This window comes from Roseateles sp. YR242, from assembly GCF_900109745.1.
Classification (GTDB): Bacteria; Pseudomonadota; Gammaproteobacteria; order Burkholderiales; family Burkholderiaceae_C; genus Roseateles.
Map to the genome: position 1 here is coordinate 79,750 of NZ_FOAV01000008.1, position 16,541 is coordinate 96,290.

Annotated in this window: 10 protein-coding genes; all 10 read right to left on the reverse strand. The window is 66.3% G+C overall.

What is annotated here, in order from left to right; all coding sequences use genetic code 11:
* Positions 1-14: 14 nt before the first annotated feature.
* Positions 15-989, reverse strand: a complete 975-nt coding sequence (locus tag BMY53_RS15930) for a glycoside hydrolase family 43 protein (protein ID WP_092947486.1) — start codon at positions 987-989, stop codon at positions 15-17.
* Positions 986-1,939 carry a galactofuranose ABC transporter, permease protein YjfF gene (gene yjfF, locus BMY53_RS15935; RefSeq protein ID WP_092947601.1) on the reverse strand — a complete coding sequence of 318 codons (954 nt, stop codon included), beginning with the start codon at positions 1,937-1,939 and terminating at the stop codon, positions 986-988. The genes BMY53_RS15930 and yjfF overlap by 4 nt, the downstream gene beginning before the upstream one ends.
* A 170-nt stretch (positions 1,940-2,109) precedes the next feature.
* Entirely contained in the window at positions 2,110-3,219 is a 1,110-nt protein-coding gene (locus BMY53_RS15940) for an ABC transporter permease (RefSeq protein ID WP_404947883.1), read from the reverse strand.
* On the reverse strand, positions 3,215-4,756 hold the full coding sequence (locus BMY53_RS15945; protein WP_255370232.1) for a sugar ABC transporter ATP-binding protein: 1,542 nt from the start codon (positions 4,754-4,756) through the stop codon (positions 3,215-3,217). The genes BMY53_RS15940 and BMY53_RS15945 overlap by 5 nt, the downstream gene beginning before the upstream one ends.
* Positions 4,757-4,815: 59 nt before the next feature.
* Positions 4,816-5,793, reverse strand: a complete 978-nt coding sequence (locus BMY53_RS15950; protein ID WP_092947489.1) for an ABC transporter substrate-binding protein — start codon at positions 5,791-5,793, stop codon at positions 4,816-4,818.
* 200 nt (positions 5,794-5,993) lie between these two features.
* On the reverse strand, positions 5,994-8,486 hold the full coding sequence (locus BMY53_RS15955) for a glycoside hydrolase family 127 protein (RefSeq protein WP_255370233.1): 2,493 nt from the start codon (positions 8,484-8,486) through the stop codon (positions 5,994-5,996).
* Positions 8,487-8,716: 230 nt separating this feature from the next.
* A complete protein-coding gene (locus BMY53_RS15960) occupies positions 8,717-10,309 on the reverse strand; it encodes an alpha-N-arabinofuranosidase (protein ID WP_092947491.1) in 1,593 nt (530 codons plus the stop codon).
* A gap of 217 nt (positions 10,310-10,526) precedes the next feature.
* Entirely contained in the window at positions 10,527-12,275 is a 1,749-nt protein-coding gene (locus BMY53_RS15965; protein WP_092947492.1) for an IlvD/Edd family dehydratase, read from the reverse strand.
* A 178-nt stretch (positions 12,276-12,453) separates the two neighbouring features.
* The gene (locus BMY53_RS15970) at positions 12,454-13,434 is read right to left on the reverse strand and encodes a glycoside hydrolase family 43 protein (protein WP_092947493.1); all 981 of its coding nucleotides are present in this window, start codon (positions 13,432-13,434) and stop codon (positions 12,454-12,456) included.
* A gap of 79 nt (positions 13,435-13,513) precedes the next feature.
* Positions 13,514-16,297 (reverse strand): TonB-dependent receptor, encoded by a 2,784-nt coding sequence (locus BMY53_RS15975; protein WP_092947494.1) that lies wholly within the window; start codon positions 16,295-16,297, stop codon positions 13,514-13,516.
* Positions 16,298-16,541 lie beyond the last annotated feature (244 nt).

A 16,541-nucleotide genomic window follows, 5' to 3' on the forward strand; every position in this document is an offset into this window, starting at 1 on the left:
TATCAGGGTGAAGTTCATCGGCATCCCGCCGACGGATTCGATGCGGGCCCGTGCTCGGTCTGCGCGACCGGCTCGATGCGCCCATCTGCGCGGTATTTCAGCTCCTCCACCGCCACCGACCTCCGGAACTCCCCACCGCCTGGCAATTGGGCGTTGTGATAGAAGATGTAGGACTTCCCGTTGAACGCCACGATGGCCTGGTGGATGGTCGGCGTGCCGGTGTTCTTCTCCATGATCACGCCGCCCGGCGTCCACGGTCCGGTCGCTGATGGGCCCGTCATGTAGGCCGTCTCTTCCGGGAAGTGCTGCGAATAGCTCAGGTAGTAGCGGTCCTTGTGCTTGTGCACGTACGAGGCCTCGGTGAAGTCTTTCACCGTCACGGTCTGGATGGGCCCATCCAGCTCGATCATGTTGGGCTTGAGCTTCACGTACTTCAGCACCGTATTGCCGAAGTACAGATAGGCCTGCCCGTCGTCATCCACAAACACCGCCGGGTCAATGTCGTCCCACGCGATGTTGGTCTGCGTGGTCATGTCGTTGGTGATCAGGGCGGACCCGCGGGCGTCCTTGAAGGGGCCCGTCGGGCTGGCAGACGTGGCCACGCCCACGGCAAAACCCGGAATCGTGGCGTGTTCCACCGTGGTGTAGAAGAAGTACACCGGCTTGCCGTCCACCACCCGCCGCGTGATGTCCGACGCCCAGGCGCGGCCCTTGGCCCAGCGGAAGTCCAGCGCCTTCATCGGCACGCCGTGGTCCGTCCAGTGGACCATGTCGCAGCTCGAGAACACTCGCCACTCATGCATGACGAAGTCCTTGCCGTCGGGCGCGGCTTCGTCGTGGCCGGTATAGAGGTACACACGCCCGTTGTCCACCAGCGCGGCGGGGTCCGCGGTATAGAGCTTGGGGAAGAGTGGATTGGCGGCGGTCGCCGTGCCGGCGACACCCAGGGCCGCCAGCGCCAGGCAGGCGCCGGTGATCAGAGATTTCATGCAGCAGGGGAGGGAGGCGCTGAACCAGCGCCGGATACGGGACGGGACAGCAGGCGCTGCACCACACAGAACACAAACAGCAGCCCGCCGATCACGATCTTGGTCCACCAGGAGCTGAGCGTGCCGTCAAAGGCGATCAAGGTCTGGATGGTGCCCAGCACCAGCACGCCGGAGAGCGCGCCAGCCACATAGCCATAACCGCCACTGAGCATGGTGCCGCCAATCACGACCGCCGCAATCGCGTCCAGCTCAGCCCCCTGCGCATGGAGCCCATAACCGGACAGCATGTAGAAGCCAAACAGCAAACCACCCAGCGACGCACACAAGCCGCTGAAGCCATACACCATGAGTTTGGTGCGGCCCACCGGCAAGCCCATCATCAAGGCGGACGATTCATTGCCACCCAATGCATACACCGCCCGGCCAAAACCGCTGCGGTGCGCGAGCCAGATGCCCACCGCCAGCACACCCACGGCGATCACGGCACCGAGCGACAGGAAGCCGCCGGGCAGCGCCACCTGCATCTGCGAAATGTGCACAAAGGTCGGATCACTGATGGTGATGGAATCGACGCTGATCAAATAACAGAGCCCACGCGCCAGGAACATGCCGGCCAGTGTCACGATGAAGGGCTGCAGCTTGAAAACATGGATCAGCGCCCCTTGCAGCACGCCAAACACGGTGCCGCCCAGCAGCACCACGGCCATCACCACGGGGGCCGGCCAGTGCGCCTGCTGCAGCAGCCAGGCCGCCACGGTGGTGGACAAGGCCAGCACCGCACCCACCGAGAGATCGATGCCCCCCGACAGGATGACCAGGCTCATCCCCACCGCCAGCACCAGCAGGTAGGCGTTGTCGATCAACAGGTTGAGCATCACCTGCGGCGCCGCGAAACCGTCGTACATCACGCCACCGGTGGCGATCAGCACCACCAGAAGCACCACGGTCATCTGGGCGCTGAAGGCGGGGTGGTGCAGCCAGCGCAACAGCTGGCGTGCCAGGCGCTGGGCCGGTGGCTTGGGCGCCGGGCCTGGCCCGGGCCCAGGGCCGTGGCTGGCGGCAGTCCTCGTGTTGAGGGCTGGCACGGTGGCGGCCGCTGCCGAGGCGCTGACCGACGCACTCATGAGCGGCCTCCCGTCGCTGCCGCGCCCGGGCGCTTCCAGCGCTTGAGCATGGCGCGCCATTCATTCGACTGAAGGATGCAGAGCAGGAAGACGACCAGTGCCTTCACCACCATGTTGACCTCGGGCGGTACGCCCAGCGAGTAGATGGTGGTGGTGAGCGTCTGGATGATCAGCGCGCCCACCAGGCTGCCCGCCAGGTGGTACTTGCCGCCCGCCAGGGAGGCGCCGCCCAGCGTCACTGCCAGGATGGCATCCAGCTCCAGCAACAGGCCGGCGTTGTTGGCGTCCGCGCTCTTGATGTTGGAAGCGATCATCAGGCCCGCAGCCCCGGCACACACGGCGGCAAAGACGTAGCAGCCGAAGATCAGCGTGGCGGTGCGCAGGCCCGCCAGGCGGGAGGCGACCGGGTTGAGGCCGACCGCCTGGATGAACAGGCCCAGCGCCGTCTTGCGCAGCAGCAGCGTGGTGGCCAGCGCCACCGCCAGCACCACCCACAGCGAGACCGGCAGGCCCAGCGCATAGCCGCTGCCCAGCACGAAGAAGGAGGATTCGTAGACGGTGATGATCTGGCCATCCGCCAGCAATTGCGCCAGGCCGCGGCCCGCCACCATGAGAATCAGCGTGGCGATGATGGGCTGCAGCTTGAGGCCCGCCACCAGCACACCGTTCCAGACGCCGCACAGCAGCGCGGCGCCCAGGGCCGCCAGATAGGCCAGCGGCAGCGGCTGCCTGGCGTTGACCAGCATGGCCGCCACCGTAGCGGCAATGGCCACCACCGCGCCCACGGACACGTCGATGCCGCGTGTGGCAATCACCAGGCTCATGCCCAGCGAGGCCAGCATCAGCGGGGCTGCGCGGTTCAGGATGTCGATGAGCGGGCCGTAGAGATGGCCGTCCTTGATCTCCAGATGCCAAAAACCCGGCAGGCAGATCAGGTCGACGGTGAGCAGGATCAGCAGGGCCAGCACCGGCCGGAGCAGCGGGTGCTCATGCAGGGTGGCGAGCCAGGCGGCCCAGGGGGATCCGGAGGAAGTCGCAGCGGAGGGCGCAGGGGCGGGTGCGCCTGCGGCTCCTGAGTCTTGGGGGCGCAAGGGCAGGGAATCAATCACGGGTGGGGTCTCCGCCATCGCCGGCAATCGCCTCCAGCACGGTGTCTTCGTTCAGCTGGCCACGCTCGTAGACGCCACAGGCACGGCGGTCGCGCAGCACCATCAGGCGGTCGCTGCAGCGTAGCACTTCAGGGAGTTCGGAGGAGATGAAGAGCACGGCCATGCGCCGGTCCTCGGCACCTCCTTCGGCACAGAGGCGGCGAACCTCGCTCATGATCTCTTCCTTGGCACGGACGTCGATGCCGCGTGTGGGTTCGTCCAGGATCAGCAGCTGCGGCTGGGTGAGCAGCCAGCGGGCCAGCAGGGCCTTTTGCTGGTTGCCGCCGGAGAGCAGGCCGATGGGGGTGTTGATGTCCGGCGTCTTGATGCCCAGCCGGCGCACATAGTCTTCCGCCATGGCGCGCTGGCGCTTCAGGGGAATGGCACGCCACCAGCCCTGGCGGGCCTGCAGCGCCAGCACGATGTTCTCGCGCACCGAGAGCGCCAGCACCGCCCCTTCGAGCTTGCGGTCTTCCGAGCAGAAGGCGAGCCCGGCCTCGATGGCCTGGCGCGGGGAGGTGAAGCGTTGGCGCTTGCCGTTGACTTCCACGTCGCCGGCATCGGCGTTGTCGGCGCCAAAGAGCAGGCGGGCGGTTTCGGTGCGGCCGGAGCCCAGCAGGCCGCACAGGCCCAGGACCTCGCCGCGGCGGATTTCCAGGTCCATCGGCTTCAGGGCGCCCCGGCGGGCGAGGCCATGGGTGCGGAGCACCGCTTCGCCGCCGCTGGCGCAGTGGTCCGGGGCCGTGTGGGTGGAGGCCGCATGGGGGCCCACCATCTTCTGCACCAGCTCCAGCCGGCCCAGTTCAGCGGCCCAGTATTCACCTTCCGTGCGGCCATTGCGCATGACGGTGATGCGGTCGGAGACGGCATACACCTGGTCCAGGAAGTGGGTGACGAACAGGATGGCCATGCCTTGCTCGCGCAGGCGGCGCATCACGCGGAACAAGTGCTGGACGGAGGCCTCATCCAGGCTGGAGGTCGGCTCGTCCAGGATCAGCACCTGGGCGGAGATGTTGAGCGCGCGCGCAATGGCCACCATCTGCTGCACCGCCAGCGAGTAGCGGGCCAGCGGTGCTTCCACCTCGATGTCCAGCTCCAGTTCCGCCAGCAGCTCGCGGGAACGGGCGCGCATGCGCTTCCAGTCGATCTGGCCGAAGCGTTTGGGGTAGCGGCCGATGAAGAGGTTTTCCGCCACCGACAGGTTGGGGCAGAGGTTCACCTCCTGATAGACGGTGCTGATGCCGAGGTCCTGCGCCTGCGCGGTGGAACGCGGGGCAATGGGGCCGCCCTGCAGGTGGATGCTGCCGGCGTCCGGCGCGTAGAGGCCGGTCAACACCTTGATCAGCGTGGACTTGCCCGCGCCGTTCTGGCCCATCAGCGCATGGATTTCCCCGGCGAACAGGCGCAGGCCTGCGCCCGTGAGTGCCTGAACGCCCGGGAAGCCCTTGTTGATGCCTTCCAGCACCAACACCGGTGCTGATCCGTTATGCCGCAAACCGTTCTCCTTTGATGCCACCGGGCACCGGCGTGCCTGCGCCGGGCCCGTTCTCCGGATCAGTACTTGCGCTTGGGCAGTTCCTGCGCCGCGACGTCGGCGGCGAACACACCTTCCTCGGTCGTGATGCGCTTGGGAAGCGTCTTGCCGGCCTTCACGTCCTTGGCCAGCTGCATCAACTGCGGACCCAGCAGCGGGTTGCATTCGATGGTCACGTCCAGCTTGCCGGCCACCATGGCTTCGAAGGCGCCGCGTACACCGTCGATGGAGACGATGGCGATGTCCTTGCGGGGTTTCAGGCCGGCTTCCTCGATGGCCTGGATGGCGCCGATGGCCATGTCGTCGTTGTGCGCGAACAGCAGGTGGATCTTCTTGTCCTTGGCCTTCAGGAAGGCTTCCATGACTTCCTTGCCCTTGGCGCGGGTGAAGTCACCGGACTGGGAGCGCAGGATCTTCAGGCGTGGTTCGGCCTTGATGGCCTCCTCGAAGCCCTTCTTGCGGTCGATGGCCGGGGCGGAACCCACGGTGCCCTGCAGCTCGACGATGTTCACGTCGCCAGTGGGCGCATTCTTCTTGGCCCATTCAATGGCCCACTTGCCGGCCTTGCGGCCTTCCTCGACGAAGTCCGAGCCGATGAAGGTGACGTACAGGGAGGGGTCGCTGACGTTGACGGCGCGGTCGGTGAGGATCACGGGGATGTTGGCGGCCTTGGCTTCACGCAGCACCGTGTCCCAGCCGGTTTCCACGACCGGGGAGAAGGCAATCACATCCACCTTTTGCGCGATGTAGCTGCGGATGGCCTTGACCTGGTTTTCCTGCTTTTGCTGGGCGTCAGCGAACTTCAGGGTGACGCCGGCCTGCTTGGCCGCGTCCTTGATGGAGTTGGTGTTGGCGGTACGCCATTCGCTTTCCGCGCCGACCTGGGAGAAACCCAGGACCAGCGGCTTGTCCGCCGCCAGGGCCGGGGTGAGGGCGCTGGCGCCCAGGGTCAGGCCGAGGGCGGCCAGGGCGAGCAGTTGCCGACGGAATGTCTTCATGCTTTGTCTCCTCGTTGGAATGAATATGCGTGCGCCGAGGTTTCCGACACACAGGTGAGGTGGGTCGCATCGTAGGCAGGGAAGGCATGCACATCCAATCACATTTCGGAGATCGATGATGCTGTGATTGATATCAGGGTTTGTATGCCTCCGGGGTCCGGGGGGCGGGTATCTCCCTGGGGCAGGTGGTGCAGGCGGGACTAATTGACCGGCGCCGGCGCCAACTTCAGCAGGCGCAGGTCGTACAGCCCTCCCGCCACCGATCCCGGCTCGGCCACCAGCCTGACCCGAAGGCTGCCGTCTGCCGGCCGAGGCCAGTCATCCGGAATCGGCAGGTCGAGGTTGTAGAACCCGTTGGCCGAATCTGCCGGTGCCTGGAGCGTCATGGCGCGCAACACACGCCCATTGAGTTCAACGGCGAAGCGCCGCCCATCATCCAGGCCGCATAGGCCCAGGCGCAGAAGCTTGCCTTCGCGGCTGGGGTCGTTCAGCCGATACACCATCCACACCGTGGCGTGACGCCAGCGCCGCCCCTGGTTGAGCCCGGTCTCCACGCCTTCGCCCTCAAAGCCGTGGTCGCTCTCCGGCTGCTGTTCACCGGGAGCCACTGCGTCTACCGTGCGCGCCTGCAGGGCCAGCCGCTCACGTTCCTCGGCCGCGAATCGCTTGCGTTCGTTCGCAGCCTCGATCGGCGTGCCGTGCGGCCAGTAGATGACGTAGCGGCTGTCATGCAGACGAAAGAAGGGCACCAAGGTGTGGCTCAGTGCGCGGGATGCATCCGGGCCCTGCAACAGCTCGGCAGTGCTGAACTGCAGGTCTCGCGCGGGCAGGCGACGGATGGCGCGGGCCTTGTCGCGCGCCGCGCTGACCAGCCATGGCGCCGTCGCCAGCGGCAGGCGAGTGCCCTGGGCGATGTGATCCATGCGGGCATCGCCGGCCCGCGTCTGCAGCCGCTCGCCGGGGATGGGCATGGTGCGCGCGGCCAGGACGATGGGCCCATGCATCACGGCCGCATAGCGCGGCAGCTGCGGCATCGGTTCCAGCCGAGTGGCCATTGGCAGCGTGAGCTCCACAAGGTCGCCGGTGGCCCAGTCGCGATTCAAGGGCAGGTAGTCGCCCGGCGTGAGGGTCAGCGGGACCGTCTTGCCGTTGATCCGCAACCGCGCCTTCGCCCCGGTCCAGCCGGGGATACGCAACCGGAGCGTGAAGTGGCCGCCGCGTTCGATGTGCACGCGGGTCCGTGGTTCATCAGGGAAGCGGGTCTCCTGGCGGAGTGCGATGTCCACATCTTCAAGCACCAGCCGCGAGGCGATGAAATGGTTCAGCCAGATCGATGCAACACCTTCATCGCCCATCGCCTGGCGCCCAAGGGGCCCGGTGTCTCCCGTGGCGCCCCGGAGGGCGGTGCCACCTGCATCGCGGTGGTCGGCCAGCGCCGTGCCACGCGTGGCCGAGCGCGAATAGATGAACTGCCCGTGCCGCGCATGGCTCTCCAACCCGGAGCCCACGCAGCACCACATGCCCAGGTCCACCTGCGAATACACGCGGTAGTGCTGCGGGCGCATTGGTGTGAAATAGACAAAACCACCGTCCGGGTGCTGCGAGGCAAGGATGTGGTTGAACAGCGTGCGCTCGTGGAAGTCGGCATAAGCCGCGCGCTCACGGTCATCCACCGCATGGGCCTGCAGCAGCTCCGTCAGCTTCAGCATGTTGTAGCTGTTGCAGGTCTCGGGGCCTTCCACCTCGTCCAGCATGGGTTGGAAGTCCTCCAGCGGATGAAAGTGTTCCTTGACGCTGTTGCCGCCGATGGCGACGCTGCGGCGCTCGGCAACGGTGCGCCAGAAAAAGCGGGCCGGTGCGAGCCAGTCGGCATCGGTGTCGGCCTTCGGCTCGCCCCCTTTCCCGGTCTGAGACAGCTCCTGCGCGATGCGCGCAAAGCCGATCACCTTCGGGATCTGCGTATTGGCATGCAGCCCCGTCAGCGCGTCCCGTGATTCACGCAGGGGCTGCAGCAGCGCCAGGTGGCTGAACCGCTGCGCCAGGCGCAGGTAGCGCATCTCGCCAGTCATCCGGTGCGCATCGGCCAGCACCTCGTTCATGCCGCCGTGCTCGGCGCGCATCATGTCCTGAAGCTGCGCATCGCTGAGCGGGCTCAGCAGCCGGTCGGCCCAATCACACAGCGCGAGGAACATGACCCGCGCCGCCGGTTCGTCGGCCAGCAGCCAGGCGTCCCTGAGACCCGCAAAGGTCTTGTGGACGTTGTACCAAGGCACCCAGCGGCCGTTGACCGAGAAGTTGTCCACCCGCAGCTCTCCCCGCGCGATGGCCGTCCAGGCCGCCTTGCCGTCCGGAATGCCACCGAGGTAGCCATCGCCATGGGCCTGCTGGCAGCGCTGCAGGACGGCCAGTGTCTGGCGCAGCCGCGCCTGCACGGCCGCGTCACCGGTGGCGGCCCACATCAACGCCAAGGCGGATACATAGTGGCCGCCCATGTGGCCATCCAGGCCGGAACTCTCCCAGTTGCCGTAGGCGGGCGCCTGCTGCGGCAGGCCGGCTTCGCGCAGGAAGGGCGCGAGCAGTCGGTCCGGATTGAGCGCCATGAGGTAGCGCAGGTCGGTCTGCTGAGCGGCGAGAAACGGGCCCTCCAGCAGCCGGACGCTGGACAGGGGAACCGGCAGGGCGTTTCCTGCCAAGTCGGAAGCCGACGCCGAACCGGCCGGAGCGTCTTTCGCCAAGAGCCCCGCAAATACCGGTCCGCAGGCGGCTGAGGCGGCTGAAGCGGCTGCGGTGCCGCACAGGCATCGCCGAAGAAAATCACGACGCATCAATGCCTCGCTTCAGGACGCCAAAGCCAGCGTCCCCTCAGGATTGCTCGGCAGGCAGGGGTGCTGCCCATCGACATGGCACCCCTGCCTGCCGCCCATCACTCCACCGCCACCACCACAATCGACTTCGGCGGCAAGGTCAGCCCCAGCTTTCCGTTGCTGGCCTGGGCCTGGTAGGGCTTGGGTTTGACCGTGTCCGGTGCGGCAAAGGTGTTCTCCGCATCCATCTTGTCCGCGCTCAGCACCTGCCCAATGGCCTTGCTGGCGCCAGCCCCTTGCACCGCCAGCTGCACCGTCTCGCTCTCACGCGGGTTCACGTTCACCAGTGCCACATACAGCTTGCCATCCTTGCCCCGTGCCGCCGTGGCATTCACCGTGGGCATCTGCCGCCCGCCCAGCGCATAGGTCGGGTTGTCGCTCAGGCTCACCGGCACGGTCGTTGCGTCCTGGAACGGTGTGTACATCGCATACGCGTGGTATGTCGGCGTCAGCACCATCTTGTCCTTGTCCGTCTGGATCATGGCCTGCAGCACATTCACCATCTGGGCGATGTTGGTCATGTGCACGCGGTCCGCATGCCGGTGGAACATGTGGAAGTGCAGGGCGGCCAGCACCGCGTCACGCAGCGTGTTGCGCTGGACCAGGAAGCCGGGATTGGAGCCGGGGTCCGGCAGGTACCACGCACCCCATTCGTCCAGGTAGAGGCCCAGCTTCTTCTTTGGGTCGTTCTTGTCGAGGATGGCGATATCCGCCTTGACGACGTTCTCGAACTCCTGGGTGTAGGAGAGCAGCGAGAGCCATTCCTCTTCCTTGAACCCCACCGCATGGCCCTTCTTCTCCCAGGCACCGCCGGAGAAGACGTAATAGTGGTGGTTGATGGCGTCAAAGGGGAAGTAGACGTTCTGCTGCGCGCTCAGCACTTCCGTCCAGCGGGTGTCGTCGGCGTTGCCGCCACTGGCGATGAACTTGGGCCGGTTGTTCTCCGGCGTCTTCAGGAAGGTCGCCACCTGCCGGTACAGGTTGACGTAATACTCGGGCGACATGTTGCCGCCGCAGCCCCAGGCCTCATTGCCGATGGCGAAGTAATGCAGGCGGAACGGCTTGTCCCGGCCGTTCTTGCGGCGCAGCTGGGCCAGGGTGGAGTTGCCCTCGGCCGTCATGTATTCGATCCATTCGGACATTTCCTGCGCACTGCCAGTGCCCAGGTTGCCATTCACGTAGGCCTCGGCACCCAGTTGCTCCACCAGGTCGAAGAACTCGTGCGTGCCCACGGCATTGTTCTCGGGCACGCCGCCCCAGTTGGTGTTGACCTTCACCGGCCGCTTGCTGCGTGGGCCGATGCCGTCGCGCCAGTGGTATTCGTCGGCGAAGCAGCCCCCCGGCCAGCGCACCAGTGGCACCTTCAGGGCCTTGAGGGCGCCCACCACGTCCTTGCGCCAGCCGCGCACGTTGGGGATCTTCGAGTCCGGCCCCACCCACATGCCCTCGTAGATGCCGGTGCCCAGGTGCTCGGCAAACTGGCCGTATACGTTGCGGTGGATTACCGGGCCGGGCTGGTCCGCGGCGATGCTCACCTGCACGGTGGCGGCGGCTGGGGTCATGGCGCCCGGCGCCGGCGCGGTGGACTGCGCCAGGGCGGGCGTCAGCGCGGATGCGCTCGCCAGGCCGAGGGCCAGCAAGGTCTTCTTCATGTCGTCTCCATCTGTTGTTGTCGTTTCCATGGCGGCAAGCCCCCAAGGCGCAATGGCGTTACTCAATGGCTCGCAATGCCACTCAATGCCACGTTCTGGCACTTGCGAAGGGCACTTGCGAAGGGCGCTTGCAACAAGGCCCCTGGGCACGGCGCCCGCAACCGCTGCGCAGACGTCATGTCCAGGGGCCCTGGGGCCCATCCTTCAGAACTTCCCTTCAGTGCGAGTGCCGTGGCACTGCCGAGCCGCGGCAACCCCTCAGGAAGTCGAAGTCGCAGCCTTCATCGGCCTGCAGCACGTGTTGCACATACAGCTTGCGGTAGCCGCTGGCGTCGGCCGGGTCCGGCTGTTGGCGGGCAGCCCAGTCGTCCAGGCGAGCTTGCAATTCGGCGTCGGAGATGTCCAGGTGCAGGCGGTTGTTGGCGCAGTCCAGCTCGATCCAGTCGCCTTCCTTCACCACCGCCAGCGGGCCACCGGCCTTGGCCTCGGGCGCCACATGCAGCACCACGGTGCCGTAGGCGGTGCCGCTCATGCGGGCGTCGCTGATACGCACCATGTCCTTGATGCCCTGGGCCAGCAGCTTGGGCGGCAGGCCCATGTTGCCCACCTCGGCCATGCCGGGGTAGCCGCGCGGGCCGCAGTTCTTCATGACCAGCACCGAGTCTTTGTCGACCTCCAGGGCCGGATCCATGATGCGGGCCTTGTAGTCGTCGAAGTCCTCGAAGACCACGGCACGGCCACGATGCTGCATCAGCTCGGGCGTTGCGGCCGAAGGCTTGAGCACCGCACCGCGGGGGGCCAGATTGCCGCGCAGCACGCAGATGCCGCCGTCCGCAATCAGGGGCTTGGCGATGGGGCGCACCACTTCGTCGTCGTAGATCGGGGCGTCGTGGCAGTTCTCCCACAGGGTGCGGCCGTTGACGGTCAGGGCGTCCTTGTGCGGCAGCAGGTCGGCTTCGCCCAGGCGGCGCAGCACGGCGGGCAGGCCGCCAGCGTAGTAGAACTCTTCCATCAGGAAGCGGCCGCTGGGCAGCAGGTCCACCAGTGTGGGCGTGCCACGGCCGATGCGGGTCCAGTCTTCCAGCTCCAGCGGCACACCCATGCGGCCGGCGATGGCCTTGAGGTGGATCACCGCATTGGTGGAGCCGCCAATGGCGGCATTGGTGCGGATGGCGTTCTCGAACGCCTCGCGCGTCAGGATCCTGGACAGCTTCAGGTCCTCCCAGACCATGTCCACGATGCGCATGCCGGAGAGGTGGGCCAGCACATAGCGGCGGGCGTCCACCGCCGGGATGGCGGCATTGTGGGGCAGGGAGGTGCCCAGGGATTCGGCCATGCAGGCCATGGTGCTGGCGGTGCCCATGGTGTTGCAGGTGCCGGCGGAGCGGGAATGGCCCGCTTCGGCGGCGATGAAGTCATGCATGGAGATCTCGCCGGCCTTGACCTGCTCATGCAGCTGCCACACCGCCGTGCCGGAGCCGATGTTCTTGCCGCCGAGCTTGCCGTTGAGCATGGGCCCGCCGGTGACCACGATGGTGGGCAGGTCCACACTGGCCGCGCCCATCAGCAGTGCGGGGGTGGTCTTGTCGCAGCCCACCAGCAGCACCACGGCATCCATCGGATTGCCACGGATGGACTCTTCCACGTCCATGCTGGCCAGGTTGCGCGTCAGCATGGCGGTGGGGCGCAGGTTGGATTCGCCGTTGCTGAAGACGGGGAACTCCACCGGGAAGCCACCCGCTTCCAGAATGCCGCGCTTCACATGCTCTGCCAGCTTGCGGAAGTGGGCGTTGCAGGGGGTCAGCTCCGACCAGGTGTTGCAGATGCCGATGATGGGCTTGCCCTGGAACTCGTGGTCCGGAATGCCCTGGTTCTTCATCCAGCTCCGGTACATGAAGCCGTTCTTGTCCTGGGTGCCGAACCACTCGGCGGAACGGAGCTTCCTGGTTTTCTTAGCCTCTGTCATGGGTCCTTCTGAAGTTCGCTGGGGTCCTGCCCCGTTGGCGGCCATGCTAGGCATGACGGCGATGCTGATCAAATCAATTGTTTCAACGGTCTGATATCGAAATCGATATGGTCTGTCGCAGGTCGGTCACAGATGGGTCAGGCGGCGCCCAGGGCATCGCGTGGCGGGCGGCCGGGCTTCAATCCGCCAGGCCGGCGTCGCCAAAGACCGGCATGCCCTGGGCGTCCCAGCACAGGCGCTTGACGAAGGTGTGGCGGTCCGGGTTCCAGAGCGGGTCGCCCTCGATCTCGGTGTAGGTGCGGGCGTGGTAGACCAGCAGCACGGTCTGCCCGTCCTCGTCCAGGCTGAAGCTGTTGTGGCCCGGGCCGAAGATGGGCTGGGTGGGGCTGGTGGTCAGTACCGGGGTGGGGGACTTGTGCCAGCTGGCGGGGTCCAGCGGGTCCGCTTGCTCGTCCGCCCAGAGCAGGCCCATGGCGTAGTTCTGGTCGGTGGCGCTGGCGGAGTAGCTGATGAAGACCTTGCCGTTGCGCTTGAGCACCGACGGCCCCTCGTTCACCAGGAAGCCGCGGCACTCCCAGTCATATTCCGGCCGGGAGAGCAGCACCGGAGGGCCCGCCAGCGTCCACGGGTTGCTCATGGGCGCGATATACAGATTGGAATTGCCCGCAATCGCGGGGTCCTTCTGCGCCCACAGGTAATACAACTGGCCGCGATGCGAGAAGGTGGTGGCGTCCAGGCTGAAGCTGTCCAGCCCGGTCGCCACCTGGCCCAGGAAGGTCCACTCGCCCTCCAGTGGATTGGGCGACGGATTGCGCAGCGCATACATGCGATGCTGGAACAGGCCACCCACAATCGCCCGGCTGGGCGCAGCGGCGAAGTAGACGTACCAGGCGCCGTCGTGATGGTGCAGCTCCGGCGCCCACACCAGCTCGGACCACGCGCCGGTATCCGGCTTCTGCCAGGCCGTGACCGTCTCGGCCTGCGCCAGATCCTGCCAGCGGCGGGCCCGGCGCAGTTCGATGCGGTCATAGGCCGGCACGGAGGCGGTGAAGTAATACCAGCCGTCGGTGTGCCGCGTGAGGTGCGGGTCGGCGCGCTGGGGGATGAGAGGCGCCAGGACCGTGGGTGCGGCAGGTGCCAAGGCGGGGGAGGGATTCATGGGGGAACAGATCCTGACTGCTTGAATGCGGTGCGGGCCCGGGGGGGCGGGGGCGCGCCCCCGGGGCTGTGCACCCTGATTACATCTTCCAGCGCAGCCCCACGGCCACCGTGCGGTCGTAGTAGCGCACGTCGCGCACCAGGGAGGGGTTGCTGTCGAAGTAGTCGTGATAAGCCTGGTTGAGCAGGTTGGTCACGTCCAGGGAGACGGTCAGCTGCTTGCTGATGTTGTAGCCAATCGAGGCATCCAGCGTGCGCAGCGGGGCCACCCACAGCTCGCGGCCGGTGGTCCGGTACGGCGACTCCGCCAGGAACTTGGAGCGCCAGTTGTAGGCCAGCCGCCCGTAGATGTTGTTGCGCTCATACAGGCCCACCACGTTGTAGCCCTTGCGGGACTGGCCCAGGAAGGTGGTGGTGTTGCCGGCCGCGTCGGTCTGGCTGCCCGTCATGAAGGTGAAATTGGCTTCCAGGCCGAAACCGCTCAGCCAGCCGGGCAGGAAGTCGTAGAACTGGCGGTAGCCGAGTTCATAGCCGTGCAGCTCGGCGGTCGTGAGGTTGACCGGCTTGGTCACCCGGTAGAGCACGTCGTCGATCGTGGTCTCGGTGGTCTGGGTCATCACGCGGTTCTTGAACTTGTGGTCGAACAGCGTGCCGGTGATGGCGCCGGTCTTGGTGAAGTACCACTCCAAGGCCACGTCGGTGTTGTTGGATTCCGTCGGCTTCAGGTCCGGGTTGCCGCCCGCGATGGTGCCGTAGGTCACGCCGCCGCCCGGGGGGCTGACGGTGGTGGCGGGGTTGTAGTCCGAGAAGGCCGGCCGCTCGATGGTCTTGCCCCACACCAGCCGGCCGATCAGGCGCGGCGTCAGTTCGGCGCGCAGCGAGATCGTGGGCAGGGCATCGGTGCGGGAGGTGTCGATGTTGACCGGCGTGATCGTGCCGGTGGCGTTGTCCTTCGAATTGCCGCGCAGCACCTGGGAGGTGTGCACCAGGCGCAGCCCGGCCACGCCGGTGATGGGCTTGCCCAGCAGGTCAAACCCGAACTTCAGGCGGCCGTAGGCGCTGGAGGTCTTTTCGGTGTCGTCGAAGCGGGTGGTGGGGTCGTAGGCGGTGAGGTCGGTGCTGCCGGTCAGCATCTCGCGGAAGGCGGCACCGTTGTCCAGCAGCCAGTCGCGGGAGGCATAGGCATATTGCTTCACGCCGAAGTCCCCCCAGGTGCTGGGCGAGACCGCCCAGATGCCGGGGAAGTTGGCCAGGCTCTGGCCGACGGCGGAGAAGCTGGTGGTCCAGGCCATGTTGGTCTGCACCGCCATGGCGTCGCGCTTGGCCAGCCGGAGGCCGGTACTGAACTCCTTGAAGAAGCCGTCGCCCAGGTCGTAATCCGCGTCACCACGCCAGTCGGTGGAGTTGCCTTCTCGCACGCCACGCACATCCACGCCGCCGTTGATGTGGAAGTTGGCGGGGTTGGTCAGGTCCAGGCCGGGGTAGTCGATGAAGCCGCCGCTGTCCTTCACGGACGCCACGGTGCTGGTGGGGTTGTAGCCGGTATCCAGAATCCGGTTCACCCAGTCGATCTTGCTGTGCGTGTGGGCCAGCTCGGTCTTCAGCTTGAGCTTGTCATTCACCTGCAGGGTGCCGCCCAGCGCCAGCTGCATGTTGCGGGCGTCGTCATGCTTGGCCTGGGTGGAGGTGAAACCCCAGCCCGGGTAGTTGGTGTTGGTGATGGTGTCCAGGTTGTCCGTGCCTGGCTTGGTGGTGATGACGCTGCCATCGGCCGGGATCCAGCCGAGGTTGGGGTCGTTGACCAGACCGATGCCGCCCACCAGGAAGGACTGCTGGTAGCGGTGATTGATCTTGGTGGCAAAACCTTCCAGGTACACCTCGGCGTCCTTGCTGGGCTTCCATTGGAGGGCGAAGTTACCGGCCACGCGGCGGCGGTCGCCGAGGTCCAGCACCCGGCCCATGCTGTCGGAGGCCACCACCTGGTTCTGGCGGCCGGGCACGGTCACCAGCAGCGGGTCGCCCACGAAGGCGCGCTCGTCGTGGTACTGCCCGCGTTGATAGGACAAGCCGATCAAGGCCCCCATTTCACCCAGGTCGGTCTTCCAGCGGTTGGAGGCCATGGTGCTGAGGTCGGGGTTGTTCGTCTTGGCCTTGTCGCGGCGCTCGCCCCGGGCATTGATGAACAGCTGCGCGTCCTTGAAGTCAAACGGGCGGTTGGTCCGCACGTCAATGACGCCGGCCGTGCCGCCTTCAGGCAGGCTGGCTTCCTGCGTCTTGTAGACGTCGATACGGTTGAGCATGGTGGCCGGCACGTCGGCCAGGTACAGGCTACGGCCGGAATCGGAGAAGAACTCACGGCCATTGAGCAGCGTGACGATGCCGCCCAGGCCGCGGATGATCACCGTGCCGGCTTCACCATTGCCACGCTGGATCTGCACACCGGTCACCCGGCCCAGCAATTCCGCCACGTTCTTGTCGGGGAACTTGCCAATGTCCTCGGCCACGATGGAATCCACCACCTGGTCGGAATTCTGCTTGATGGTCTGGGCCGATTCGGCCGACTTGCGCATGCCGGTAACAACGACGGTGTCGAGGGCGGTCTTCTCCGTGGCCGCGGGTGGGGCAGGGGGCGTGGGCGCATCGGCTGGTGCCGGTGCCGGTGCCGGGGCGGGCGCTGCCTGGGCCAGTGCCGAACCGGCGCCCATCAGGCAACTCAGGATCACGACGGCGGAGGTTACACCACGCAGGGCGAATCCTCGGTCGCGTTCGGTATCGCCGCTGGCGGCCTGAAGAGGGGATCCCGAAAAAGCAGCGGGAGAATGGGAGGTGCGCGCCGGGCGCAGCTCGGACCGGGTAGTGCTCATGTTGTCTCCGTCTTTGTTTTGGGTGCAGGGGGAGCCGTGTCAAGGTCCCTAGGTGAGCGGACCGAATGCTAGGCAGCGCACTGATTAGCGACCAATCACATTTGGGTCCCCATCAATGCCGGTTTCGGCATTGGGGTTGGACCTTGCGGGTTGTCCCGGACAAGAGAAAACGGCACCTTGCTCTATCCTCCCGACCGCACAACAGGCACGCCGTTCCACCCCGAATGACGCTTACGCTGATTTA